Genomic DNA, 20,314 nt, shown 5'->3' on the forward strand with positions numbered 1-20,314 from the left:
GGCCTTTCGTCATTCTGCGGGTCTCGCCTTCAGGACTTGAGTTCGCGCTTCAGGATCTTGCCTGCCGGGCTCTTGGGCAGATCGGCGACGATCTCGACCTGGCGTGGGTATTTGTAGGCGGCCATCCGCTCCTTGCAGAAGGAAATCAAATCGGCCGGATCGAGCGCGGCGCCGGGCTTCAGGCTGACGATCGCCTTAACAGTCTCTCCCCGATAGTCGTCAGCGACGCCGATCACCGCCGCTTCCCGAACGGCGGGGTGGCTGTAGATCACGTCCTCCACCTCGCGCGGCCAGATCTTGTAGCCGCCAGCGATGATCATGTCCTTCTTGCGGTCGATAATGAACAGCCATCCGTCCTCATCCAGGAATCCGACGTCGCCAGTGTGGAAGCCTTCCGGCCGCATCGCTTCGGCGGTGGCCTCCGGATTGTTCCAATAGCCTGGTGACACGGCCGGACCGGACAGGACGATCTCCCCGGCTTCACCTGCGGGCAGGGCATTGCCGTCGTCGTCGAGGATCTTGACCTCGAACGTGGCCACAGGCTTGCCGACCGACAGGGTGTTGGTCGCCGGATCGATCTTTCGCGATCCGTCCGTCGGCTCCATGAAGGCGCCGCCGGTCGTTTCGGTGAGGCCGTAGCCCGTTCTGAGCATGGACCCGGAATAGGCCAAGTACTGCTCCACGACGGACACCGGCACCGGGGCGCCGCCGCTGAAGGGCTTGGTGATGCTCGACAGGATTTCTCCCGTCGCGCCCGGCGCGTTCATTAGGGCGATATAGACGGTGACCGACCCCGAGGTTGTCTGCGGCCGGTGGCGGGCGATGGCCTCGATCACGATGGCCGGATCGAATCGGTAGCTCAGGACCAGGGCGCCTTTGGCGTGGATGGTGCTCGCGGCCGTCATGATCAGGCCGGCGATGTGGAACAGGGGAGCGATCGCCAGGGTCGTGACGTGGTCCGGCAGATCCTGCGACGCCCGGGACAACTGACCACCCCAGGCGACGCCCTTGTGCAGATTGATCGCCCCCTTCGGCCGGCCGCTGGTGCCGGAGGTGTAGACCAGCATCGCGACGTCGTCGGGCGCGATGGAGACCGGCGTCGGCTTCGTATCAGCCGCGCCCATGAAGTCGAACAGGTCCATCGTCCCCGCCGGCGTCGGCGGCGGCGAGCCGGGAAAGAGCCGCGTATCCGGAGCGCTCTGATAGTCCCAGCCGGATGTGGTCACGGCCAGAGACGGCCGATGCACCTCCGGTTCCAGTCGGTCGTACGCCGCCTCAACCAGGGCCGATTCCATGACCAGCACGCGGGGGGTCGCGTCGTCCAGGATCAGTCCCAACTCCCGGCTGCGGTTCATCGGATTGACCGACACGAAGACCCCCCCGCACTTCCAGGTCGCGATCAGAACGATCAGAAACTGCGGGATGTTCTGCATGTATCCGGCGATGCGGTCGCCCTTGATCACGCCCGCGCCCTGGAACGCCGCCGCCAGCCTGTCGCTGGCGAGGTCGATGTCCGCATAGCTCAACGTCGCATCGAAATAGTGGACGCAGGGGCGATCCGGCGCAGCCTGCACCGCCGCCGTGAAGAGGGCCAGGCCGTCGGTGTGATCCGGCGTCGTGGTTTCGGCGGGGAACGTTAGGAGATCGGCGGTCATCAGCGGGTGCGTTCCAGAATGCTGGCGTAGTTGGCCACGGCGGTGCCCCCCATATTGAAGACGCCGGCGAGGCTTGGCGACCGCAGTTGCATGCCGTCCGGCGCGGCGCCGCACAACTGCATCGCGGACAGCACATGCATCGATACGCCGGTGGCGCCGATCGGATGGCCCTTCGCTTTGAGGCCACCCGAGGGATTGACCGGCAGCTTGCCGTCCATCTGCGTCCAGCCCTCCATAATCGCGACCGCGCCCTGGCCGGGCGGCGTTAGCCCCATGGCCTCGTACTCGATCAGCTCGGCGATGGTGAAGCAGTCGTGGGTCTCCACAAAGCTGAGATCGGCGAGGGTCGCGCCGGTCTGCTCGAAAGCCTGCCTCCAGGCCTCGGCGCAGCCTTCGAAGCGGATCGGATCGCGGCGTGACATGGGCATGAAGTCCTGAACGTGCGCCGCGCCCCGGAAGCCAACCGCGCGAGCCGACCGCCGAGCCAGATCGTCGTCGGCCAGGATGAGGCCGGCCGCACCGTCCGACACCGGCGAACAGTCGGTGCGCTTCAGTGGACCCGCGACAAGAGGGTTCCGCTCGCTCTCGTTTCGACAGAACTCATAGCCCAGATCCTTGCGGAGCTGGGCCCAGGGGTTATTCACTCCGTTTCTATGGTTCTTGGCGGCGATCATCGCCAAGGCGTCGGTCTGATCCCCGTGGCGGTCGAAATAGGCTTGCGCGATCTGGCCGAACAGTCCGGCGAAGCCGCCCTGAACCTGACCGTCTTCGGGGATGTAGGAGGCGCCCAAGAGGTTGTTCCCCACCGCCTCGCCGCGGGTGTCGGTCATCTTCTCGACCCCCACAACGAGAACCGCCCGGGCCCGACCGGCCTCGATGGCGCGCATGCCCTGATAGACGGCGGCGGATCCGGACGCGCAGGCGTTTTCGACGCGGGTCGCCGGCTTGAATCGCAGATCGGGCGACACCTGCAGGGCGAGACCTGCTGTGAAGCTCTGGTGTGAAAAGCCGCTGTTGAAGTGGGCGACCACGATCTCGTCGATCTCGCTGGCCTGCAGGCCCGCGTGCGCCAGGGCTTCGACGGCGGCGTCGACGATCAGGGTTTCGAGCGTCACCCCGTCATGCTTGCCGAAGGGCGTGTGCGACCAGCCGATGATGGAAGCGGGCATGGGCGGATCCTCAGGATTTTGGGTCGTAGAGCTTGCGTTGGGCCAGCCAGCCCAGGGTGAGGTCGGTCGCCTGCGCCAGAAGTTCGGGTTGGCCGGCGTAGTAATGGGTCGCGCCCTTGATGGCGGCGAAGGTCTTGTCCGCCGACCCGGAGGCCTCGAAAATCCGGCTCGGGTGCGGCTGGGGCACGGCATCGTCCGCCGTATTCTCGATGACCAGCAGGGGCGCCTTCATCCGCGCAGCGCAGACAAGGCCGTCGCCATTGCTGTCGTCGAGCGACCATTGCGACAGCCAGGATCGGAGCGTCGAGAAACGGGCCAGTCCCACCGGTCCGTTATTCACGGTCTCCGGCGCGCCCATGTAGCACCAGCCGATGCGGCGACCGTTGGGATCCAGGTTCGGGTCGAGGAAGCGCGGATCGGCCATGGTCCGGTGTGTGATGAATCCCCGTTCCAGCTCGCCTGTGTTCCGGCGGCGAAGCGTCTCTAGCGTCTCCTTGACGCGATCGGTGATCCGACGAATGCGCGCCGCCTGGGCCGCCCGGTAGGCCTTGATGAATTCGGCCTGGTAGGGCGGCCGGTTGGGGTTGGCCGGATCGTAGATGTCCAGTGCGACGTCGCGGTCGTCGGGGTTCAGTTCATCCCGGACGGACGGATCGATGATGTCCGCCAGCAACTGGCTGCGCGACATATGGGCGGCCTGGAAGACGACGGCGTCCGCCGGAATCAGCCCTGCGCCGACGAGGTCCACCGGGTCTCCTGCGGGCGTTTCCCGGATCGTCGGAGCCTCGGCTTGGGACTGGTAGAACAGGGACAAGGATCCGCCTCCGCTCCAGCCCACAAGAACGACCTTGTCGTAACCCCACACAGCCTTGGCGTGGCGAATATAGGCCCCGAGATCGAGAAGAACCTTCTCAAGGATCGCCGCCGTATCGTTCTTCGCATAGCGGCTCCCGGCGCACAGGACATGCGCGCCCCTGGCGGCTGCGGCGCGCGGAACAGGCAGAAGCTGCAGAGTCGAGGCCGGGTGCATGAAGATCAGCAGGGTGTCTGACGGGACGCCCCTGGGGCGAATGCGAACCCCCTCCAGATTCACCGCGCCCTGGTTGCCGGAGAAGCCATAGGTCTCAGTGAATTTGGCGGTCTCGTCATAGGCCACATGGACCCATTCGAACTCGAGCTCGAAGGCCACGTCAGGCCTCGGCGCTCATGCGCCCCATGGCGATCAGGCGCGGCACCAGGTCCCCGAGCGGCCCCGGCTTGACGGGCTTGGCGCCGTCGATGTCGACGATCCTCGAGAAGGCCTCGTCGAACATGTCCACGGTAACCTCGTCCTTAGGGTCGAACTGGACGCCGGGCGTTTCAAAGATGCGGTGCTGGGCGAAGAAGCCGCCGCCCGCAGAGATGATGTGGGCGGTCTCGGTGCAGACCTCGCTGGAGAGCCACGCGACGGCGGGGGCCACCAGATCGGCGCGCAGCCATTGGGCCAGTTCACCCATCGGCACGCTCTCGGTCATCCGGGTCAGGGCGCTGGGCGAGATCGCGTTGACGAGGACGTCGTGCTTGCGTCCCTCCAAGGCCAGGCAGTTCATCATTCCCACCAGGCCGAGCTTGGCGGCGCCGTAGTTCGACTGGCCGAAATTGCCGTTGGTTCCGGCGGGGGAGGTCGTGAAGACGATGCGACCGTACTTCTGGGCCGTCATCACCGGCCACGCCGCGTGGGTCAGGTAGTAGGCGCCGAACAGATGCACGTTAAGGACGTCGGCGAAATTTTCGTCCGTCATCTTGGGAAAGCTGCTGTCCCGCAGGATGCCGGCGTTGTTGACTACAATGTCCAATCGCCCGAACGCGTCCATTGCGGCCTGAACGACGCCGCGCGCAGCGACGGGGTCGGCGATGTTGGCCCGGCTGGCGACGGCCTCGCCGCCGGCTGCGCGGATTTCCTCGACCACAGCGTCGGCGGCCGAGGCGTTTTCGCCGGTTCCGTTCAGGCTGACCCCGAGGTCATTGACCAGCACCTTCGCGCCGAGACGGGCGAACAGCAGGGCATACTCTCGGCCTAAACCGGCGCCCGCGCCGGTGATGATGGCGCTGCGGCCCTGCAGGTTGACGGCCATGGTCGTTACACTCCTCGACATGCGGGTTCGGCGATATTGCGGCTTGGACGCGAACTCTATGCTGCTTTTAGTTTCCACCGCCGCTACGAGCAGTCCCGTCTATGGGGGACGATCACGATGGGCTCATTCCAGATGTCCCACACAGCCGGGACTGATGTCAGCGGCAAAAGGACGATAAGGCTCGCCGGTATCGTCGCGGCGCGTGCCGACCATGAGGAAATGCCCGATGTCAGATCACGACTTCCGCGCCGAGGTTCGAGCCTTTCTGGAAGCCGCCCTGACGCCCGAGATGCGGACGGCGCCCCGGACGATCATGCTGCTCGACGTGGACCTGCAGCAGGCGTGGCACAGGCGGCTGGCGGCGAAGGGCTGGGCGGTCCCGACCTGGCCCGAAGAACATGGCGGCGCCAGCTGGTCGCGCGAACAACAGGCGATCTTCGAGGAGGAACTGGTGCGCGCGAACGCGCCGGCCCTGTCGCCGAATCTGCAGATGATCGGCCCGGTCCTGATCGCCCTGGGGTCGGACGAGCAGAAGGCGAGGCACCTCGAGCCCCTCCGGTCGGGCGAGGTGGTCTGGTGTCAGGGCTATTCGGAGCCAGGCGCAGGGTCCGACCTGGCCGCGCTGCGCACCCAGGCCGTTCGCGACGGCGACGACTATGTCGTCAATGGCCAGAAGATCTGGACCAGCTACGCCCACCGGTCCGACTGGATGTTCTGCCTGGTCCGGACGTCGTCGGAGGGCAAGCCTCAGGCCGGCATCACCTTCCTGCTCGTGGACATGACGACGCCGGGCATCACCGTCCGGCCGATCCACTCGATCGACGGCCTGCACCATCTCAACGAGGTCTTCTTCAACGACGTACGGGTGCCGGTCGCAAATCGGGTCGGGGCGGAGAACGACGGCTGGACGGTCGGGAAATATCTTCTGCAGCACGAGCGGAACGGCGTCGCCGGCGCGGCCTACCTGCGCATGCGACTCGGCCATGTACGGACTCTGGCAGCTTCCGCTCCGGACGATGCGGGGCACAGCATCATGATCGACGATCCCATCTTCGCCCGACGGCTCGCCGACGTGGAGGTCGATCTTCTGGCGCTGGAATGCCTGATCCACAGGGCTGACGCGGCGCCCGATCCGGCGCTGAAGAGCCGCATGTCCTCCATGCTCAAGCTGCGCGGGAGCGAGATCGAGCAGGCTATTTCCGAGGCCGGACGGTTGGCGCTGGGCGAATGGGGTCAGCTCGACCAGAGTGCGGGGCTGGAGGATCGAACGATCCCGGTCGTGGGCCCCGAGGGCGGGCCGGAGATCATGCTGAGCTACATGATGGGTCGTTCCGCCACGATATTCGGCGGCTCCAGCGAGGTTCAGCGCGGCATCATCTTCAAACAACTACGCCAGTACGGCGTTTGATCCGAGAGGCCCGATTTGCAGTACCACCTCTCAGAGGAACAGGGTCAGATCCGCGATGTGATCACGGCCTATCTGCGCGACCGCTACGGCCATGACGCGCGCCTGAAAATTGTCGCGTCGCCGGAGCGGTGGTCGCCCGAAGTCTGGAATGACTTCGCCCATGAGCTCGGTATCCTGGGGCTGGGCCTGCCGGAAGCGACGGGCGGTCTGGGCGGCGGCGCGGTCGACCATATGCTGGTGATGGACGCGCTGGGGGCCGCCCTGGTTGTCGAGCCCTATCTGGAAACCTGCGTCCTCGGCGCCGCCGTCCTGATGCGCGCCGAGGGCGACGTCGCGCGCGACCTGCTCTCCGGCATCGCCGCAGGTAAGGTCCGGTTGGCCATCGCCGATCTGGAGGGCGGACGGACGTCGCCGACGGTCCCGTCTACAATCGCCGAACGAGTGGAGGACGGTTGGTCGCTGAGGGGAGCCAAGTCACGCGTCACCGGCCTCCCGGGCGCGACCCACGTCTTGGTCACGGCGCACACAGGCGAAGAGGGCGATGTTGCGCTGTTCCTCATCGCTGCGGATCATCCCGCTGTGGAATTTGTCACCGGCCCGACAATCGACGGCCGGATCACTTCGGAGGTCTCCTTCGAGAACGCGCAGCTTTCGGCCGCTTCGTGTTTGGTCGGTAGCGCTCGTGGCGCCGAGGTGTTTGCAGAAGCCGTCGATCGCGCCACTGCGGCCCTGTGCGGCGAAGCTGTGGGCATCATGCGCCGGCTGATCGCCGATACCCTGGCCTATCTCGAACAGCGTCGGCAGTTCGGCGCCTTCCTTGCGGAATTTCAGGTGCTTCAGCACAGGCTCGCGGACATGCTGGTCGAGTATGAGCACGCCCAGGCCATGGCCTTTTTTGTCGCCGGAATGGCCGACGCCGAGCCCGAACGGCGCCGACCGGCGGTGGCGGCGTCCAAGGCCCGCATATCCCTGGCCCTGCGCCATATCGCCCAGGAGGCGGTCCAGATGCACGGCGCCATGGGCATGACCGACGAACTGGCCATCGGCCATCTGTTCCGCCGCGCGACGGTGCTGGAGAACCTGTACGGCTCTATCGACTGTCACATGAAAGCGGTGGTCAGAGCCGGAAGCGATACCACCGGCTGGGCGGCGAACTGACGCTCCGCCGGCCTAGTGGTGGGCGGAGGTGGCCAGCGAGGGCAGGCGAGGGGCTTTGGCCCACTGCGAGACGTACCAGATCAGCAGTTCGCGCTGCGTTGCAATGCCGAGGCGTTGATAGATGCGCTTGCGGTAGGTCATCACAGTCTCTTCGCTGATGCCCAGTTCAATCGCGATGCCGGTCGATGACATGCCGTAGATGATCCTGGCGCAGACCTGGCTTTCTCGGCGCGGGAATTTATCGGCGCAGCCCAGGACGCAGGCCTCGATTTCTTCCAGCGAGGTGAGGGCGAGCAGTAGTCGGCTGCGTTGCCAGGTTGCGGTGGCGTGCTTGCCCAGGATCGGCAGCAGAACCGTCGCGAACCGCTCCAGATCCATCACGCCGGAGGACTCGAAAAGCGACCCGCTGCCGGATTTCAGAATGCTGAGCGCGACACGTCCGGCAGCCGATGGACCGCACAGCAGGAGCCGCTCGCTCATGCGCGCATAGATCACGTCGCGCAGTTCCTGATCCTCAAGCTGGCCGATATTTAGGTGAATCAGGCTGGGGGTGTCGTTGAGACCCTGCTTCCGAGCGGCGCCCATGGTGGGGTCGCGTCGCCAGGACTGGGTCTGCAGATATCGGGTCGCGCACACATGGGCCGTGTTCGTACCGTCGAGGCTGGCGGCCGCCAGTTCGCGGGGCGCACTGCCGTCCAAGCCGAAGATGGCGCAGTGTTCCGCGCCACAGGTTTCGTTTAGCAACGAAAGCAATTCAAGTTCGAATTCCTGTTCCCCAATCGCGTCAATCAGAGATTGCAGTCTGGTCGGCCCGGCTAACGGCCGAATGCTTACAGCGGTGTAGCTCATTTCGACTCCCTGTACCTCACCTTCTCGCCGATGACCTTGGCCGAAGCCGGACATCGAGGGGTGAGACTGTAAACTTAGCGTAACACGCAAGGTTCGCTCGGCAAGGGCAATCGTGCGTCCCTAGAAACGGAACGTAATATTTAAGAATGATTGGCAATCGCTTCGTCCCGTTCGTGGGGGACAGCGTCCGTCCCATGAGTCTGAAATAGTGAGGCCAACCACCGAAAGCGGGGAAAGTTGGTCATGGTCGAAACTGTCGAAACCAAAAATCGACCGGAAAATCCGGGCCTGACGCCCCTGATGCTCAGTCACGCCGCCTGGGTCACCCACGACGTAGAGACCACCGCGGACTTCTACATGCGGATCATGGGCATGGAACTGGCCAGCACGGTCGTTGGCGACAGCGTCCCGTCAACCGGCGACAAGTTCCCTTATTTCCACATCTTCTTCCGCATGGTCGATGGTTCGACCATCGCGTTCTTCGAGGCGCCGGGCCTACCCGAGAGGCCGCCGGTCAGTCATCCGGCTTACGACATCTTCGATCACATCGCGCTTGAGGTGAAGAACCACGCGGAGGTCGATCGCTGGAAGGACTGGCTGCTGCAGAACGGCGTCGAGATAACGGGGCCGACCGACCATAACGGACTGATCTACAGCATCTATTTCCGCGACCCGAACGGCATCCGTCTGGAGATCACCACGCCCACGGACCCCAACTGGAACCGGCATACGCAGAAGGCGACGGCCGACCTGTCGATGTGGTGCGACGGCAAGAAGGCCGCCGAAGCCTCCGGCGAGGACCTGCAGGAGGCCATGGTCGCCCTGATCCGCGCCAACGCCGGCGGCGGTCACTGACTTCAGACCATGAGTAAGGTTTTTCCTTCGGCGGCGCGGGCCCTGGACGGCGTTGTCCGCGACGGCATGACGGTTTGCGTCGGGGGCTTCGGCCTGTGCGGCGTGCCGGAAGCCCTGATCGACGCGCTTCGGGACACCGGGGCCACGGGGCTGGTTTGCGTGTCCAACAACGCCGGGATCGACGGCGTGGGTCTGGGCAAGCTTCTGCGCACGCGACAAATCCGCAAGATGATCTCCTCCTATGTCGGTGAGAACAAGGAGTTCGAGCGCCAGTATCTGGCCGGCGAACTGGAGGTTGAGTTCTGTCCGCAGGGCACGCTCGCGGAGCGCATCCGGGCGGGAGGCGCCGGCATACCGGGCTTCTATACCCGCACCGGCGTCGGAACCCAGGTCGCCGAGGGCAAGGAGACCAAGGACTTCAACGGAGAAACCTTCCTGCTCGAGCGCGGCATCGTTGGCGACATCGCTCTGGTCAAGGCCTGGCGGGCCGACGAGGCGGGCAATCTGGTGTTCAGGAAGACCGCGCGGAACTTCAATCAGCCGGTCGCCACATCGTCCCGCATGACCATCGCGGAGGTGGAGGAGATCGTTCCCACCGGCAGCCTGGACCCCGACCAGATTCATGTGCCGGGCGTCTATGTGAAGCGGGTCGTGCGACCGGACCCTTACGAAAAGACCATCGAGTTCCGCACTGTGCGTGAAAGGGCGTCGGCATGAGCGGACACACTGCCGCCAAGGGCTGGTCGCGCGCCGAGGTGGCGGCCCAGGCGGCCGGCGAACTCGAGGACGGCTTCTACGTCAATCTGGGCATCGGCATTCCGACCCTGATCGCCAACTGCATTCCCGATGGCCTGACGGTGACCCTGCAGTCCGAGAACGGCATGCTGGGCATCGGTCCGTTTCCGTTCGAGGACGAGGTCGACGCCGACCTGATCAATGCGGGCAAGCAGACCATCAGCGCCCTGCCGTCCTCCAGCTTCTTCTCGTCCTCGGACAGCTTCGCCATGATCCGAGGCGGCCATATCGACCTGACCGTCCTGGGCGCCATGGAGGTCAGCGAGACGGGCGACATCGCCAACTGGATGATCCCGGGCAAGATGATCAAGGGTATGGGCGGCGCCATGGACCTGGTCGCGGGCGTCAAGCGCGTGATCGTGACCATGGAGCACACGTCGAAGTCCGGTGAGCCGAAATTCCTGAAGTCCTGCACCCTGCCCCTGACAGGGTTGGGCGTGGTCGACATGATCGTTACGGATCTCGCCATCTTTCGCCGTCCCGACCGCTCCTCGCCGTTCCGCCTCACGCAACTGGCGCCGGGCGTTACTGCGGAAGAGGTCGCCAGCAAGACGCCCGCATACTACGAACACTGATGCACATTCGCCCGAAGAGGCGACCGGCCGGGAGGCCCCATGAGACGATTTGAGAACGCCCAGGCCTTGGCCGCAGAGATCGGCAAGCCGATCGGGCCGGGCGAGTGGTTCGAGGTCACCCAAAAGCAGATCGACGACTACGCGGAGGCGACCGGCGACAATCAGTGGATCCATATCGACGTCGAACGGGCCGCGCGTGAGGCGCCCGGCGGCAAGACCATCGCCCACGGCTATCTGCTGCTGTCCCTGCTCGGGAAACTGCAGCCGACTATCTACACGGTGAATTCGCCGCGCGTGCTGAACGTCGGGCTGAACAAGCTTCGCTTCCTGGCTCCTGTCCCGGTGAACTCGCGCATTCGCCTGATGCAGACCGTCATCGCCGCCGATCCGCAGGGCGCCGGCCTGCGGATCACGACGGCCACCGAGATTCAGCTGGAAGGTTCGGACAAGCCCGCGATGGCCGCCGAAATCGTCTTCCTCTATTTCGATTGAGGCTGGGATGAGTATCAACGGCCGCGCTTACATCGTCGGCGCCTATGAGCATCCGCTGCGCAAGGCGCCGAACAAGACCATCCCACAGCTTCATGCCGAGGTCGCCGCCGGCGCCCTGGCCGATGCCGGCCTGACCCTGGCCGATGTTGACGGTTATTTCACCGGCACCGACGCCCCGGGTCTTGGCTCAGTCTCGATGGCCGAGTACCTGGGCCTGCGTCCGCGCTACATCGACACGACCAGCACCGGCGGCTCGGGCTACATCATCGCCGTCGGCCATGCGGCGGCGGCGATCGCCATGGGTAAATGCTCGGTGGCGCTGGTCACTCTCGCAGGACGGCCGCGCACCGGGGTGGAGCTTCAAGGCGAGATGCCCTTCCTGTCGGACCCGATCGTGCCCGAGGTCCCCTATGAGGCGCCGTTCGGCCTGAACATCGTCAACGCCTACGCCTTGGCGGCGCGCCGCCATATGCACGCGTTCGGCACGACCTCCGAACAACTCGCTTGGGTCAAGGTCGCGGCTTCCCACCACGCCCAGCACAATCCCCATGCCATGCTTCGGGATCTGGTCACCGTCGAGGACGTGCTCGCGTCGCCGATGATCGCCGACCCGCTTCACAAGCTGGACTGCTGCATCGTCAACGATGGCGGCGGCGCTTTGATCGTCGCCAGCCCCGAGGTCGCGCGATCCCTCAATCGGCCCAAGGTGAAGATCAGGGGATCGGGAGAGGCCTACAAGACCCTCGATGGCGGCCGCGTCGATCTGACCTACAGCGCCGCCCGCGATTCCGGCGCCGCGGCTTTTGCCGAGGCCGGCGTCAACCCGGCGGACATTCGCTACGCCTCCATCTACGACAGCTTCACCATCACCGTCCTGATGCAACTCGAGGATCTCGGCTTCTGCGCCAAGGGCGAGGGCGGCCGATACGTCGCCGACGGCAAGCTGATTTCCGGGCAGGGTCCGCTCGCGGTGAACACCGACGGCGGCGGTCTGTGCAACAACCACCCGGCCAACCGGGGCGGGATGACCAAGGTCATCGAGGCGGTGCGGCAACTGCGAGGAGAGGCCCACCCGGCGGTCCAGGTGCCGGACCTGGCCCTGGCCCTAGCCCACGGTACCGGGGGTTTCCTCGGCACGCGGCACATCGGCGGAACCCTGATCCTGGAGCGGGAGGCTTGACGATGGACGAAGTCGATACATCGGGTCAGGCCGAATGGCGCTCCGCCGACGGCGCCTTGCAACTCGGCCACTGCCGGACCTGCGATCAGGTCCACTATTATCCTCGCCGTGTCTGCCCTTTCTGTTTCAGCGCGGACGTGGGGCGGAAGGCTTCGTCGGGGCGCGGGACCATCTACAGCTACAGCCTGACCGGACGGGGGCCGCAGGGCCCCTATGTGGTCGCCTACGTCACCCTAGAGGACGGGGTGTCGATCCTCACCAACATCGTCGAGGCTGAGCCCGAAAGTCTCGCGATCGATCAGGAGGTCGAGTTGATCTTCCAGGAAGCCGAAAGCGGTTGGGTTCCGTTCTTCAGGCCGCGCCATGACTGAGGTCGATGAAGTCCGCTACGAACTGACGGGCGGCGTCGCCCGCATCACCCTGGCCGCCGCCACGCGCCTGAACGCGCTGACGCCGGCGATGGCGGCGCGGCTGGTCGCCCTGTGCGATCTGGCGGAAACGGAAGCCCGCACCGTCCTGTTGTCCGGCGACGGGCGAGCCTTCTGCGCTGGCGTCGACCTGTCGGATCCCAGCGCCACGCCGGGCCCGGAAGTCGACGGCGGTCTAATTCTGGAGGCGCATTACAATCCGATGGTTCAGCGCTTGCGCGACCTGAAAATCCCTCTGGTGGTCCAGGTCCAAGGCGCCGCCGCTGGCCTGGGCATGGCGCTGTCGTTGGTGGGGGACGTCATCGTCCTTGGGGAAAGCGCCTACTTCCTCGCTCCCTATGCGCGGATCGGTCTGGTCCCGGATGGCGGCGTGCCCGCGCTGCTCACGCGATCCATCGGCCGCGTCCGCGCTATGCAGGTGCTTCTGCTGGCGGACAAGCTTCCAGCTGGACGCGCCCTGGAATGGGGACTGGTGACCGAGGTGGTGCCTGACGTAGATCTGCCCCAGAGGGCGCTGTCGCTGGCGGTCAGATTGGCCGAGGGGCCCACTGTCGCCCTCGCGGGCGTGCGGGAACTGTGTTGGGCCGCCGGGGAGAGCCGGTTCGAGGAGAGTCTCGCTCAGGAACGCCGTATGCAGACCACCATCCCGGCCACCGAGGACTGTCAGGAGGGCAACCGCGCCTTCCTCGAGAAACGCCCGCCGAGGTTCACCGGACGATGAGCCTCGACCCCCACATTCGCGCCGGCCTTCGCCTGCCTCTGGTCTGCGGACCCATGTTCAGCGTCTCGGGTCCTGACCTCGTGCGCGAATGCTGTCTGGCGGGAGTGATCGGTGGGCTGCCGCGCCACAATGCCCGGTCGCTGGAGGAGTTCATCGTCTGGCTGGCCGGCATCCGCGAGGCTCTGGATCGTCGGCGCGACGAGGAGCCCGAGGCGCGCATCGGGGCGATCGCGGTCAACATGGCCTCCAACCTGCCGCCGCAGGAGTTCGAGGAGACCCTGGAGGCCTGTCGGCGTTACGGCGTCGAGATCATCATCAACGCGACCGGCAACCCGACGGAATTGACCCGCCGCGCTCACGATAAGGGCTTCCTCGTCTATGCCGACGCCGTCAGCCTGAAGTTCGCGGAAAAGGCCATGTCGGTTGGGGTGGACGGCATAACCGCCATCGGCGCCGGAGGGGGCGGCCATTCGGGCCGGATCAGCCATCTGGCGCTGGTGGCCGCGATCCGCGCGCGCTTTGACAAGACGGTCCTGATGGGCGGGGCGCTGTCGACCGGCGCCGCGATCCGCGCCGCCGAAATCCTCGGCGCGGACCTGGCCTTCATGGGGACTCGGTTCATCGCGACCCGCGAGGCGGCGGTTCCGGAAGCCTACAAGGCCATGCTGGTGGACGCGACCTCCGCCGACCTCGTCTATACCGCCAGACTGGGCGGCGCCCCGGCCCACTGGCTGATCCCCTCTCTCGTAGAGGCGGGACTCGACCCCGCAGACGACTCGACGCCCGCGCCGCCCGGCGTTCGCCCGTGGTGGGACATCTGGAGCGCGGGGCAGGGGGTCGATCAGATCACCGACACGCCGTCTGTGGCCGAACTCGTCGACCGGCTCGCGAGCGAGTATGAGGCCGCAGCCCGCATTCCCGTCTTCACCGACCGGCTGATCGACGCGGCGCTCGACCACCCGGTCGCCTGAACGCCCAAGCCACAGGAGGCCGAGATGCTGAACTACGGACTGAAGGACAGGGTCGTCATCGTGACCGGAGGCGCGTCGGGCATCGGTCTGGCCACGGCGCGCACCCTGGCGCGGGACGGCGCCGTGATCGGGCTGGTCGACCTGAACGCGGCCGGGGTCGAGGCGGCCGTCGCCGAACTGGAGGCTCTAGGAGCCCGCGTCCTCGGCATCAGTCTCGACGTCCGGGAGGAGGCGGCGCTGAATGCAGCTGCGACGCGGTTCGAGGCCGAACTTGGCCCTGTCTTCGGTCTGGTGGCCTGCGCCGGGATCGGCGGAGCGAGCCCCAGTCTGGAGACGCCGCTCGAGGACTGGACGCGAATCATGGACGTCAATGTGCTGGGCGCCTTCGCCTCCTGCCGGGCCTTCGGTCGAGCGATGATCGCGCGGGGCGCCGGGCGGATCGTGGTGATCGGCTCGATCGACGGCCTGGGAGCCCAGTCCGGCCGGACCGCCTATGTCGCCTCCAAACACGCGGTTAATGGCCTTGTGAAGTCGCTGGCGCTGGAGTGGGGGCGGTTCGGTCTGCAGATCAACTGTATTGCGCCAACCCTTGTCGACACGCCTCTGCTCCGCAACGCCATCCCGGCGGCCTTCGTCGCGGCGGTGGAGGACCGCACGCCGCTGGCGCGCATCGCGACCGCAGACGACATCGCGCGTCCGGCGGTCATGCTTCTGTCCGACGCCTCCGCCTATCTGACGGGGGTGATCCTGCCGGTGGACGGCGGATTGACGACCAGCTTCTTCGCTCGCCGCAACGGCGCCGATCTGTCCTCGATCCGCCTGCTCGAGGCCGGTCTTTATGAAGAATAGTCGCACTTCCCGGTCCGGACCTCACTGTCCCCCGGACCGGGGATAGTCCGGGCGCCTGCGGCGGCTAGTGTGTTGACCGTCCTTTTGGGAACACACCGCGCATGCCCTCGACGCCTTCATCTGCATCGCCCACATCGATCGCGCCCGCCCTGCATGGTTTGCGCGTTCTGGAGCTCGGTCATTTCGTGGCCGCGCCCTTCTGCACCCGGCTTCTGGGCGACCTCGGCGCCGACGTCATCAAGGTGGAGCCGCCGTCCGGCGATCCCGCGCGGCAATGGGGCGAACAAGTGGATGGCCGCTCTTTGTGGTGGTCGGTCCATGGCCGTAACAAGCGCAGCATCGCGATCGATCTGAAGTCCGCAGCCGGTCGAGCGGTGGTGCTGGACCTCGCGGCCGAATGCGACGTCGTGGTCGAGAATTTCCGGCCTGGTCAACTCGCGAAGCTGGGGTTGGGACCTGACGTGCTGCGCGCGCGCCGTCCCGGACTGATCATCGCTCACATCTCTGGCTACGGTCAGACTGGCCCCTATCGCGACCGCGCCGCCTTCGGCGTGATCGGCGAGGCGATCGGCGGTCTGCGCCATCTGACCAATCACGCGCCCGGGACCTACGACCTGCCGCCGGTTCGGGTCGGTGTCAGCATCGGCGACTCCATCGCCGGCCTCTACGCCGCATTCGGCGTCATGGCGGCCTTGTGGCAGCGCGACCGGGCTGGCGGCGATGGCGCGGCGAGAAGCCTTGATGTGGCCCTGACCGAAAGCGTCTTCAGCATGATGGAGGCCATGCTTCCGGAATACGGCCGCCTCGGCAAGATCAAGCAGCCGACCGGCGGCGGCATCGCCACGGCCGCGCCGACCAACGCCTATCCGACGAAGGACGGGGATTGGACCCTGATCGCGGCCAACTCCGAACCCCTGTTCCAGAAGCTGGCGAGGGCCATGGGAAGGCCGGAACTGGCGACCGATCCTCGCTTCATCGGCAATGCGGCGCGTGTGGCCCATGTCGCGGTGCTGGACGAGATGATCTCCGACTGGACGCGGGGCCTCGACACCGAGACCTTGTCCGCCCGGCTCGAGGCTGCCGATATTCCGTCGTCCAAGGTCTATACAGCGGCCGATATCGCCTCCGACCCCCAGTACCTGTCCCGGGGCATGGTCCGGGAGATCGAGGATCCTCGGCTGGGTTCGATCCTTCATGCCGGAGTGGTCCCTCACGTCCCCGAAAGCCCTGGGGCAATCCGTTGGACGGGGCCGGATATCGGTCAGCACGGCGATGAAATCCTGAGCGAACTCCTCGGCTACCACGCCGACCGGATCGCCGCCCTGCGCGCCGAAGGAGCCCTGGCATGAGCCCGCGCTGCCTGACTCTGGTGGAGGTCGGTCCCCGTGACGGCTTCCAGTCGATAGCGCAGGTGATTCCGACGACGACCAAACTGGACCTGATCGACCAGCTCTATGCGGCGGGCGTGCGGCGGATGGAGGCCACGGCCTTCGTCAGTGCGGCGGCGGTGCCGCAACTGGCGGACGCGGGCGTGATCCTGCGTCACGCCCAGGGCCTGCCGGGTCTCGATGTTCAGGTGCTAGTCCCAAATCTGCGGAATGCCCAGAAGGCGCTGGACGCCGGCGCCGACCATCTGGCCTTCGTGGTGTCGGTGTCCGAAAAGCACAACCAGAACAATGTGCGACGCTCGCCGGCTGAGTCCGTGGATGAGTATCGCGCCATCGCCGATCTTCTGCCGGCCGGCGCGCGGATGCGGCTGAACCTCGCCACAGCCTTCGACTGTCCGTGGGACGGTCCGGTCGATCCCACGCGGAGTCTGGCTCTGCTCTCGCCTCTCGTGGAGATCCTGCCGGAGGCGGAGATCTGTCTGTGCGACACGACCGGCCGCGTGACGCCGGACCGCGTCGCAGGCCTGTTTGTGGCGGCGCGCCAGGCCTTCCCTCAAGCGACGCGTTGGGCCTACCACGGCCATGACACCTACGGTCTCGGCGTGGCCAATGTTGTGACGGCCTGGGACGTCGGCATCGATGTGATCGACGCCTCCTTCGCCGGTCTCGGCGGATGTCCTTTCGCGCCGGGCGCGACCGGCAATGTCGCCACCGAGGACGTGGTCTGGACCTTCGAACAGATGGGGGTCGCGACCGGGCTAGACCTGCCCCGCCTGTTGGGCGCCGCCGTCGCGGGAACTCGAATCCCAGGGGCGGCCATCGGCGGTCGGGTGCGCGACGCCCTTGCCCCGACTCTGGCCTCAACCCTGGCCCCAACCCTGGCCGACGTCCCGGCATGACCACGCCCCGGACCATGTTCCAGAAGATTTGGGACGCCCATGTCGTGGCGCCGGCCGCGGGCGGCGGCGTCCTCCTCTATATCGACCGTCATCTGGTCAATGAGGTGACCAGCCCGCAGGCCTTCGAGGGGTTGCGGCTCGCGGGGCGGTCCGTCCATCGTCCCGGCGGGACCATCGCGGTCGCCGACCACAATGTGCCGACCGAAGCCCGCGACCGCCCCATCGCCGACGCCGCAAGCCGCGAGCAGGTCGAGACCCTTGAGCGAAATGTTGTCGAGTTCGACGTCCCCTATGTGCCGCTTCGCAGCCGCCAGCAGGGCATCGTCCACGTCATCGGCCCGGAAATGGGTCTGACCCTGCCGGGGATGACCGTGGTCTGCGGCGACAGCCACACCTCGACCCACGGCGCTTTCGGCGCGCTCGCCTTCGGCATCGGCACCTCGGAGGTTGAGCACGTCCTCGCCACCCAGACCCTGATCCAGAAGCCTGCGAAGAACATGCTGGTGCAAATCGACGGCCTGCTGGGCGCCGGGGTCACCGGCAAGGACCTCATCCTGGCGATCATCGGCCAGCTCGGGACCGCTGGGGCGACGGGCTATGTGATCGAGTATGCCGGCGAGGCCATTCGGGCGCTGGACATGGCCGGCCGTATGACCGTCTGCAACATGTCGATCGAGGCGGGCGCCCGGGCCGGTCTCATCGCGCCCGACGACAAGACCTTCGCCTGGATCGAGGGCCGCCCCATGGTGCCTCAGGGCGAGGGGTTCGAGGCGGCGAAAGCGGTCTGGCGTGCTCTGGCCACGGATGCCGGCGCGACCTTCGAGCGCGTCGTTCTGATCGACGCGGCGTCGGTCGAGCCCATGGTCACATGGGGCACCAGTCCCGAGGCCGTGACCCATGTTCACGGCGTCACGCCTTCGCTGGAAGAGACGCCCGAGCACCGGAGGGCGGAAATCCAACGCATGTTCGATTACATGGGACTGCAACCAGGTCAGCCACTGCTGGGCCTGCCCATCGATGTCGTCTTCATCGGCAGTTGCACCAACAGCCGGATCGAAGATCTCAGGGCCGCCGCCCGTCTGGTGGAGGGACGTAAGGTCGCCGACGGAACCCGCGCTCTGGTCGTGCCCGGATCCGGCGCCGTGAAGGCCCAGGCTGAGGCTGAGGGGCTCGCCTCGGTGTTTCTCGACGCTGGGTTCGAATGGCGCGAGGCGGGCTGTTCGATGTGTCTGGGCATGAACCCGGACCAACTCATGCCGGGACAGCGCTGCGCCTCGACGTCGAACCGGAATTTCGAGGGGCGGCAGGGCGTGGGAGGCCGCACCCATCTGATGTCGCCGGTGATGGCGGCGGCCGCCGCCGTCAGCGGCAAGATCGTGGACTCCAGGGAGTTGGCGCGATGACGCCCTTCGATTGCCTGCAGGGCGTGGCGGCGTCTCTACCGTTCTCCAACATCGACACCGACAAGATTCTCGCCGGGCGCTTTCTGAAGACAACCAGTCGGGCGGGGCTGGGCGCACATCTTTTTCATGCCCTTCGCTACGATGCGAATGGGGGCGAACGCGCCGGCTTCATCCTCAATCGCGCCCCGTGGCGCGAAGCTTCCATCCTGATCGCGGACGAGAATTTCGGCTGCGGCTCCAGCCGCGAGCACGCGCCGTGGGCCCTGCTGGATTTTGGCATTCGCTGTATCGTGGCGCCCAGTTTTGCCGACATCTTTCACAACAACTGCTTCAAGAATGGGATCCTGCCGATCATTCTGGACGGCAGCCTTCTAGACCTCCTTCGGGCGGATGCCGGAGCTTCGGCGACCGCCACCATGGTTGTCGATCTGCCGACCCAGACCATCACCCGATCAAACGGCGAGACCGTGAGTTTCCAGGTGGATCCGGATCGCAAGGCAGCGCTGTTGGAAGGCCGCGACGAGATTTCGCAATCGTTGTCGGCCATGCCGCTCGTGAGGGCTTGGGAGGCGCGCAATGGAAACCTCTGGGGACGCGACATCCTGCCGACCGATCTTGGCGTCTAGCTTATTGGGTTCACGGGTCTGGCGACTGGTCTTGTCGCGTGGGTTGGATGGGTTCCGGTCGATTGAGGAACCGCAAAAGGAGCCAGGTCCAGGCCAGATCCTGATCGTCGTGAAAGCGGTCTCCCTGAACTTTCGCGACCTGCTGGTCGCCGAAGGTCGTTACGCCGGCGGCGCCGTCGCAGAAATCGTGCCCGCGTCAGACGCGGCCGGCGAGGTGATAGCCGTCGGCCCGGGGGTGACGCGGTTCGCGCCCGGTGATCGCGTCTGTCCGGGTTTTTCCAGCACCTGGACGGCCGGAGCGCCGACGGCGGTCGATCTCAGGTCAACCCTCGGTTCGCCGACGATCGACGGCGTGCTGAGGGATCGCCTCGTTTGTGACGCCGATACGGCCGTGGGGATTCCAGAACACCTCGCGGCGGCGCCTGGAAATGCGGGAAAGATGTTTTGGGATTACGGCCGGAAACTCTGACTGGCCAACAATCCCGCCTCGAACCGATCCCCCAGGACAGATGCTCGTCTTCTGCCAACATGTCGGTATGGATTTGTCGCTATTTGAAGCGGCGCTGAGATCGCGATGGCTGCGCCTTACAGGACCAGCATTGTCGTGCGTCTGCCGATAGACAGCGGCATCACTCAGATTTTATCGGGGCCATATTCTTCTTTGCTTTCATAAGCCTCACTTCGGTGGCGGGAATGCAGGCGGTATGGTTTGGCGTCCAAAGAATATGCTCTGATAAATCAGCGTCTTCTGGACTGTGGAACAATCGAGTGGGAGTGAG

The 20,314-nt window shown here is 65.9% G+C and carries 21 protein-coding genes; 16 read left to right on the forward strand and 5 right to left on the reverse strand.

Features of this window, described 5'->3' with window-relative positions; genetic code table 11:
• Nucleotides 1–29: 29 nt before the first annotated feature.
• Genes ACW18C_RS05915 through ACW18C_RS05930 form a run of 4 tightly spaced genes read right to left on the reverse strand, consistent with a single transcriptional unit; the run spans nt 30 to nt 4,938 of the window.
• Nucleotides 30–1,655: a class I adenylate-forming enzyme family protein gene (locus ACW18C_RS05915; protein WP_492073409.1), complete on the reverse strand. Its 1,626-nt coding sequence runs from the start codon at nt 1,653–1,655 to the stop codon at nt 30–32.
• Entirely contained in the window at nt 1,655–2,824 is a 1,170-nt protein-coding gene (locus ACW18C_RS05920) for an acetyl-CoA acetyltransferase (protein ID WP_492073411.1), read from the reverse strand. Before ACW18C_RS05920 ends, ACW18C_RS05915 begins: the two co-directional genes overlap by 1 nt.
• A 10-nt stretch (nt 2,825–2,834) precedes the next feature.
• A complete protein-coding gene (locus tag ACW18C_RS05925; protein WP_492073413.1) occupies nt 2,835–4,013 on the reverse strand; it encodes an alpha/beta hydrolase family protein in 1,179 nt (392 codons plus the stop codon).
• Nucleotide 4,014: 1 nt separating this feature from the next.
• On the reverse strand, nt 4,015–4,938 hold the full coding sequence (locus ACW18C_RS05930; RefSeq protein WP_492073415.1) for an SDR family NAD(P)-dependent oxidoreductase: 924 nt from the start codon (nt 4,936–4,938) through the stop codon (nt 4,015–4,017).
• A gap of 226 nt (nt 4,939–5,164) precedes the next feature.
• Here ACW18C_RS05930 and ACW18C_RS05935 point away from each other — a divergent pair, with 226 nt between their 5' ends.
• Both ACW18C_RS05935 and ACW18C_RS05940 read left to right on the forward strand, forming a co-directional pair.
• Complete coding sequence (locus ACW18C_RS05935) at nt 5,165–6,346, forward strand: acyl-CoA dehydrogenase family protein (RefSeq protein WP_492073417.1); 1,182 nt, start codon at nt 5,165–5,167, stop codon at nt 6,344–6,346.
• 15 nt (nt 6,347–6,361) lie between these two features.
• Nucleotides 6,362–7,504: an acyl-CoA dehydrogenase family protein gene (locus ACW18C_RS05940; protein ID WP_492073418.1), complete on the forward strand. Its 1,143-nt coding sequence runs from the start codon at nt 6,362–6,364 to the stop codon at nt 7,502–7,504.
• A 12-nt stretch (nt 7,505–7,516) separates the two neighbouring features.
• Here the strand turns inward: ACW18C_RS05940 and ACW18C_RS05945 are convergent, their stop codons facing one another.
• On the reverse strand, nt 7,517–8,353 hold the full coding sequence (locus ACW18C_RS05945) for a helix-turn-helix transcriptional regulator (protein ID WP_492073419.1): 837 nt from the start codon (nt 8,351–8,353) through the stop codon (nt 7,517–7,519).
• Nucleotides 8,354–8,596: 243 nt separating this feature from the next.
• On the opposite strand from ACW18C_RS05945, the gene ACW18C_RS05950 reads away from it, so the two are divergent.
• The 14 genes from ACW18C_RS05950 (at nt 8,597) to ACW18C_RS06015 (ending at nt 20,004) form a co-directional block, all read left to right on the forward strand.
• Nucleotides 8,597–9,208 (forward strand): VOC family protein, encoded by a 612-nt coding sequence (locus ACW18C_RS05950; protein ID WP_492073420.1) that lies wholly within the window; start codon nt 8,597–8,599, stop codon nt 9,206–9,208.
• Nucleotides 9,209–9,217: 9 nt separating this feature from the next.
• The gene (locus tag ACW18C_RS05955; RefSeq protein ID WP_492073421.1) at nt 9,218–9,925 is read left to right on the forward strand and encodes a CoA transferase subunit A; all 708 of its coding nucleotides are present in this window, start codon (nt 9,218–9,220) and stop codon (nt 9,923–9,925) included.
• Complete coding sequence (locus ACW18C_RS05960) at nt 9,922–10,578, forward strand: 3-oxoacid CoA-transferase subunit B (protein WP_492073423.1); 657 nt, start codon at nt 9,922–9,924, stop codon at nt 10,576–10,578. The genes ACW18C_RS05955 and ACW18C_RS05960 overlap by 4 nt, the downstream gene beginning before the upstream one ends.
• A 39-nt stretch (nt 10,579–10,617) precedes the next feature.
• On the forward strand, nt 10,618–11,070 hold the full coding sequence (locus tag ACW18C_RS05965; RefSeq protein WP_492073425.1) for a MaoC family dehydratase: 453 nt from the start codon (nt 10,618–10,620) through the stop codon (nt 11,068–11,070).
• 7 nt (nt 11,071–11,077) lie between these two features.
• A complete protein-coding gene (locus ACW18C_RS05970) occupies nt 11,078–12,250 on the forward strand; it encodes a thiolase family protein (protein ID WP_492073427.1) in 1,173 nt (390 codons plus the stop codon).
• Nucleotides 12,251–12,252: 2 nt separating this feature from the next.
• Nucleotides 12,253–12,621, forward strand: coding sequence for a Zn-ribbon domain-containing OB-fold protein (locus ACW18C_RS05975; RefSeq protein ID WP_492073975.1), 369 nt, complete (start codon nt 12,253–12,255; stop codon nt 12,619–12,621).
• Complete coding sequence (locus ACW18C_RS05980) at nt 12,614–13,399, forward strand: enoyl-CoA hydratase-related protein (RefSeq protein ID WP_492073428.1); 786 nt, start codon at nt 12,614–12,616, stop codon at nt 13,397–13,399. The genes ACW18C_RS05975 and ACW18C_RS05980 overlap by 8 nt, the downstream gene beginning before the upstream one ends.
• The gene (locus ACW18C_RS05985) at nt 13,396–14,370 is read left to right on the forward strand and encodes an NAD(P)H-dependent flavin oxidoreductase (protein WP_492073429.1); all 975 of its coding nucleotides are present in this window, start codon (nt 13,396–13,398) and stop codon (nt 14,368–14,370) included. The genes ACW18C_RS05980 and ACW18C_RS05985 overlap by 4 nt, the downstream gene beginning before the upstream one ends.
• Before the next feature lie 24 nt (nt 14,371–14,394).
• A complete protein-coding gene (locus tag ACW18C_RS05990) occupies nt 14,395–15,219 on the forward strand; it encodes an SDR family NAD(P)-dependent oxidoreductase (protein ID WP_492073431.1) in 825 nt (274 codons plus the stop codon).
• Nucleotides 15,220–15,404: 185 nt separating this feature from the next.
• On the forward strand, nt 15,405–16,568 hold the full coding sequence (locus tag ACW18C_RS05995; RefSeq protein WP_492073433.1) for a CaiB/BaiF CoA transferase family protein: 1,164 nt from the start codon (nt 15,405–15,407) through the stop codon (nt 16,566–16,568).
• A complete protein-coding gene (locus tag ACW18C_RS06000; protein WP_492073435.1) occupies nt 16,565–17,506 on the forward strand; it encodes a hydroxymethylglutaryl-CoA lyase in 942 nt (313 codons plus the stop codon). The genes ACW18C_RS05995 and ACW18C_RS06000 overlap by 4 nt, the downstream gene beginning before the upstream one ends.
• A complete protein-coding gene (gene leuC, locus ACW18C_RS06005) occupies nt 17,503–18,909 on the forward strand; it encodes a 3-isopropylmalate dehydratase large subunit (RefSeq protein WP_492073436.1) in 1,407 nt (468 codons plus the stop codon). The genes ACW18C_RS06000 and leuC overlap by 4 nt, the downstream gene beginning before the upstream one ends.
• On the forward strand, nt 18,906–19,535 hold the full coding sequence (gene leuD / locus ACW18C_RS06010; protein WP_492073437.1) for a 3-isopropylmalate dehydratase small subunit: 630 nt from the start codon (nt 18,906–18,908) through the stop codon (nt 19,533–19,535). The genes leuC and leuD overlap by 4 nt, the downstream gene beginning before the upstream one ends.
• Nucleotides 19,536–19,566: 31 nt before the next feature.
• Entirely contained in the window at nt 19,567–20,004 is a 438-nt protein-coding gene (locus ACW18C_RS06015; protein ID WP_492073438.1) for an alcohol dehydrogenase catalytic domain-containing protein, read from the forward strand.
• Nucleotides 20,005–20,314 lie beyond the last annotated feature (310 nt).

The sequence above is a fragment of the Brevundimonas sp. FV1ye7S genome (genome assembly GCF_058680995.1).